Source organism: Geobacillus sp. ZGt-1 (genome assembly GCF_001026865.1).
Lineage (GTDB): Bacteria > Bacillota > Bacilli > Bacillales > Anoxybacillaceae > Geobacillus > Geobacillus thermoleovorans.
The window spans coordinates 51575-56131 of sequence record NZ_LDPD01000025.1 but is presented as its reverse complement, the minus strand read 5'-3'; the positions used below and the strand labels follow the sequence as shown (position 1 = coordinate 56131).

Here is a 4557-nt window from a genome sequence, read left to right as displayed (position 1 = left end):
CAAGGCGGGAGGGGGAGTTGCGGCGCTTGCTCGATCGATCGCATGAATATGAACGATTTTTGGCCGCGTTTGCCAAGATCGCCGGCATCTCGAACCGCATCCGCCTGCCGGCGGTCGAGTGGCTGCCGCCGGCGTAACGCAGGGAAGACAGCTTCCCGCTTTTTTTGGCCTAAACGAAAAAACGACCGCTTCCCTGCCGTTAAACCCTAAGGACAACTTCCCGTTTTTTTTCGGCCAAAGTTGTGATAAGATTTAGAAAAAACGATGCGGGAGGCTGCACCATGACGAAGCCGTATGTATTCATTACGCGAAAATTGCCCGAGGACGTGGTCGCGCCGCTTTTGGCCATCGCTGAAGTAGAGATGTGGCCCCATGAAGATATGGCCGTGCCACACGATGTGCTCGTGGAAAAGGCGAAACGGGCGACGGCCATCTTGCCGATGGTGTCTGATCCGATCGATGAAGACGTCTTGTCCGCCGGTTCGGCGCTCCGAGTCGTCGCCAATATGGGCGTCGGCTACGATAACATTGATGTAGCGGCGGCGGCCCATCGAGGCATTCTCGTTTGCAATACACCCGATGTATTGACCGATACGACGGCCGATTTGACGTTTGCGCTTTTATTGGCCACCGCCCGCCGCCTTGTCGAAGCGGCTATGTTTTTGAAAGAAGGGAAATGGAAAAGCTGGAGTCCGTTTTTGCTTGCGGGCGCCGATGTCCATCATAAAACGATCGGCATCGTCGGCATGGGGAACATCGGCCAGGCAGTGGCGAAACGGGCGAAGGGGTTTGACATGAACATTCTGTATTACAACCGCTCCCGCCGTCCGGAGGCGGAAGAGAAGCTTGGCGCCGTCTATCGTCCGTTCGCCGACTTGCTTTCAGAGAGCGATTTTGTCGTCTGCTTGACGCCGCTCACCTCCGAGACGCGCCATTTGTTCAACCGCGAGGCGTTCCGGCAAATGAAGAAGTCCGCGATTTTCATTAACGCGGCGCGCGGAGCGGTCGTCGATGAACAGGCGTTGTATGAGGCGCTGGTCGGCGGGGAGATCGCCGCGGCGGGATTGGATGTATTTGAACACGAGCCGGTCGCGGCCGATCATCCGCTCGTTTCGCTTCCGAACGTCGTCGCCTTGCCGCATATCGGCAGCGCCACGTACGAAACGCGGCGCGCCATGATGACATTGGCGCGCGACAATATCATCGCCGTGCTCGAAGGACGGCCGCCGCTGACGCCTGTGAATCGGATCTCATAAAAATTTTCATTGCCAAATGGCCGATCGTCTTTTATAATGTCTACTATAAAAATACAAATGTCTACTGTACGTAAACAGAAGGGGCGGGAATCATGGAAAAACCAATTTTGGTCGGATTGTTAGGATTAGGAACGGTCGGGAGCGGCGTGGTCAAAATTATTGAAAACCATCAGGAAAAGTTGATGCATCAAGTCGGGTGCCCGGTGAAGGTGAAAAAAATCCTTGTCCGGGATGTACAGAAACCGCGTGATGTCGCCGTTGACCCGTCGCTCCTTACGACGAGTGCGGCTGAGGTGATTGACGATCCAGACATTGATGTCATCATCGAAGTGATGGGCGGCATTGAGGAGACAAAAGAGCTGCTATTGCGGGCGCTGCGCCAAGGGAAGCATGTCGTGACCGCCAATAAAGACTTAATGGCCGTCTACGGGTCGGAGCTGCTTCGGGTGGCGGCGGAATACCGCTGCGATTTGTTTTATGAAGCGAGCGTCGCCGGCGGCATTCCGATTTTGCGCAGCTTGGTTGACGGCTTGGCGTCGGACCGGATTACGAAGCTCATGGGCATTGTGAACGGGACGACGAACTACATTTTGACGAAAATGTCGCAAAACGGCGCTTCCTATGAGGACGTGCTCGCTGAAGCGCAGGCGCTCGGGTTTGCGGAAGCCGATCCGACGTCAGACGTCGAAGGGCTGGATGCGGCGCGGAAAATGGCGATTTTGGCCCGCCTTGGCTTTTCCATGGACATCGACTTGGACGATGTGCAAGTGAAAGGCATCACTCAAGTGACGGAGGAAGACTTGAACTACGGGAAGCGGCTCGGCTACACGATGAAATTGATCGGCATCGCCCAGCGCGACGGGCAGAAGGTCGAGGTGAGCGTCCAGCCGACGTTTTTGCCGGATTCGCATCCGTTGGCGTCCGTGCACAACGAATACAATGCGGTGTACGTATACGGCGAAGCGGTCGGAGAGACGATGTTTTACGGGCCGGGGGCCGGGAGCTTGCCGACGGCGACGGCGGTTGTCTCCGACTTGGTCGCGGTGATGAAAAATATGCGCCTTGGCGTCAACGGCCGCTATGCCGTCGCGCCGCAATATGAAAAGCAGTTGAAGACGCCGGCGGAAATTTTCTCGAAATACTTTTTGCGCATTCATGTCAAAGACCAGGTCGGCGCGTTTGCCAAAATTACGACGCTGTTTTCCGAGCGCGGGGTGAGCTTTGAGAAAATTTTGCAATTGCCGCTGAAAGAGGATGGCCTAGCGGAAATCGTCATCGTTACGCATGACGCCTCACAGCAAGACTACGAAGACATTTTGCAGCAGCTCGGCGATTTGGAAATCGTCGAACGGGTGCAAAGCTCGTATCGAGTGGAAGGAGAGAAACGGTAATGGCATGGAAAGGGCTGCTTGACGCCTACGGCGATTTTTTGCCGCTCTCTGCGGCGACGCCGAGGCTGTCGCTTTGCGAAGGGAATACGCCGCTCATCCCGCTGCCGCGCTTGTCGGAGGAGCTCGGCATTGCGCTCTATGTCAAGGTCGAAGGGGCGAACCCGACCGGTTCGTTTAAAGACCGCGGCATGGTGATGGCGGTGGCCAAGGCGAAAGAGGAAGGAAGCCATACGATCATCTGCGCCTCAACCGGCAATACATCGGCTTCAGCGGCCGCCTACGCGGCGCGCGCCGGCATGCGCTGCCTCGTCGTCGTTCCGAACGGCAAGATCGCCCTCGGCAAGTTGGCGCAAGCCGCCATGTACGGCGCGGAAATTTTTGCGATTGACGGCAACTTTGACGAGGCGCTGAAGATGGTGCGCCGGTTGAGCGAAACGGCGCCGATTACGCTCGTCAACTCGGTCAATCCGTACCGGATCGAAGGGCAAAAAACGGCGGCGTTTGAAGTGTGCGACCAGCTTGGGCGCGCCCCGGACGTGCTCGCCATTCCAGTCGGCAACGCCGGCAACATCACCGCCTATTGGAAAGGGTTTAAGGAGTACCATGAAGCGAAAGGAACGGGCTTGCCGCAAATGCGCGGCTTTGAAGCGGAAGGAGCGGCGGCGATCGTCCGCAACCGGGTGATTGAACAGCCGGAGACGGTGGCGACCGCGATCCGCATCGGCAATCCGGCGAGCTGGGACAAAGCGGTCGAGGCGGCGAGCGAGTCGCGCGGGAAAATTGATGAGGTGAGCGACGCAGAAATTTTGGCCGCCTACAAGCGGCTCGCCCGGACGGAAGGCATTTTTGCCGAACCGGCGTCATGCGCGGCGATCGCCGGGGTGATCAAGCAGCGCGAACGGAACGAAATCGAACGCGGCAGCCTCGTCGTCGCGGTTCTCACTGGCAACGGATTGAAAGACCCGGCCATCGCCTTGGAGACCGCGGCGATCGAACCGATCGTGCTGCCGAACGATGAACAAGTTGTCTTGGAGCATTTGCAAGGGGTTGTCCGGGCATGAAAGAAGACGAGATGTTGAAGATCGTCGTGCCGGGAAGCACGGCGAACCTAGGGCCCGGGTTTGACTCGATCGGGCTCGCGATCAATCGCTATTTGACGCTTGACGTCCGCTTGGCGGATGCGTGGTCGTTTGCGCCGAAAACGGCGGAAGTGAGCGGCATTCCGCGCGGGACGGACAATTTGGTGTATCAAGTGGCGGCGGAGACGGCGGACNTTTACGGCCGCCGGCTGCCGAGCTGTGCAGTCGATGTGTACAGCGACATTCCGTTTACGCGCGGGCTCGGGAGCAGCGCGGCGGCGGTCGTCGCCGGCATTGAGCTCGCCGACGCGCTGCTTGGGCTTCAGTTGCCGCGCGAGCAAAAGATGGAATTGGCGACCCGATACGAAGGACATCCGGACAATGTCGGCGCCTCGTTGTACGGGGGGCTTGTCATCGGCTGCTGCCGCGAGGCGGGCGTGGATGTCGTCCATATTCCACAATTGGATGTGGAGCTTGTCGCTATTATTCCGGAGTATGAACTAGAAACGAAAAAAGCGCGCGGGCAGCTGCCGGAACAATGGCCGAGAGAGCGGGCGGTCGAGGCGAGCGCCGTCAGCAACGTTCTCGTCGCCGCGTTGCTCACGAAAAACTGGGAGCTTGCCGGCCGGATGATGGCCGCCGATCTGTTCCATCAGCCGTATCGGAGACAGCTCGTTCCGGAACTCGAGCGGGCGGAGGCGCTCGCTCTTGAATACGGAGCGATCGGTGCGGCGCTGAGCGGAGCGGGGCCGACGGTGCTCGTCTTTGCCGAACCGGGCCAAGGAGAGCGGCTCGCGCGCCGGCTGCGCCCGCATTTTCCGACGTGCGAAA

Annotated in this window: 3 protein-coding genes and 2 pseudogenes; all 5 read left to right on the top strand. The window is 58.5% G+C overall.

Annotated elements, in window-relative coordinates:
- The first annotated feature begins 281 nt into the window (after positions 1–281).
- On the top strand, positions 282–1256 hold the full coding sequence (locus VU18_RS12925; protein WP_011232435.1) for a D-glycerate dehydrogenase: 975 nt from the start codon (positions 282–284) through the stop codon (positions 1254–1256).
- Positions 1257–1348: 92 nt separating this feature from the next.
- Complete coding sequence (locus VU18_RS12920; protein WP_011232434.1) at positions 1349–2647, top strand: homoserine dehydrogenase; 1299 nt, start codon at positions 1349–1351, stop codon at positions 2645–2647.
- On the top strand, positions 2647–3708 hold the full coding sequence (thrC, locus tag VU18_RS12915; protein WP_011232433.1) for a threonine synthase: 1062 nt from the start codon (positions 2647–2649) through the stop codon (positions 3706–3708). The genes VU18_RS12920 and thrC overlap by 1 nt, the downstream gene beginning before the upstream one ends.
- Positions 3705–3920: pseudogene (locus VU18_RS20440) on the top strand (homoserine kinase); the annotation flags it as partial. The gene thrC and the pseudogene VU18_RS20440, both read left to right, overlap by 4 nt.
- A 1-nt stretch (position 3921) precedes the next feature.
- A pseudogene (gene thrB / locus VU18_RS12910) lies at positions 3922–4557 on the top strand (homoserine kinase); the annotation flags it as partial.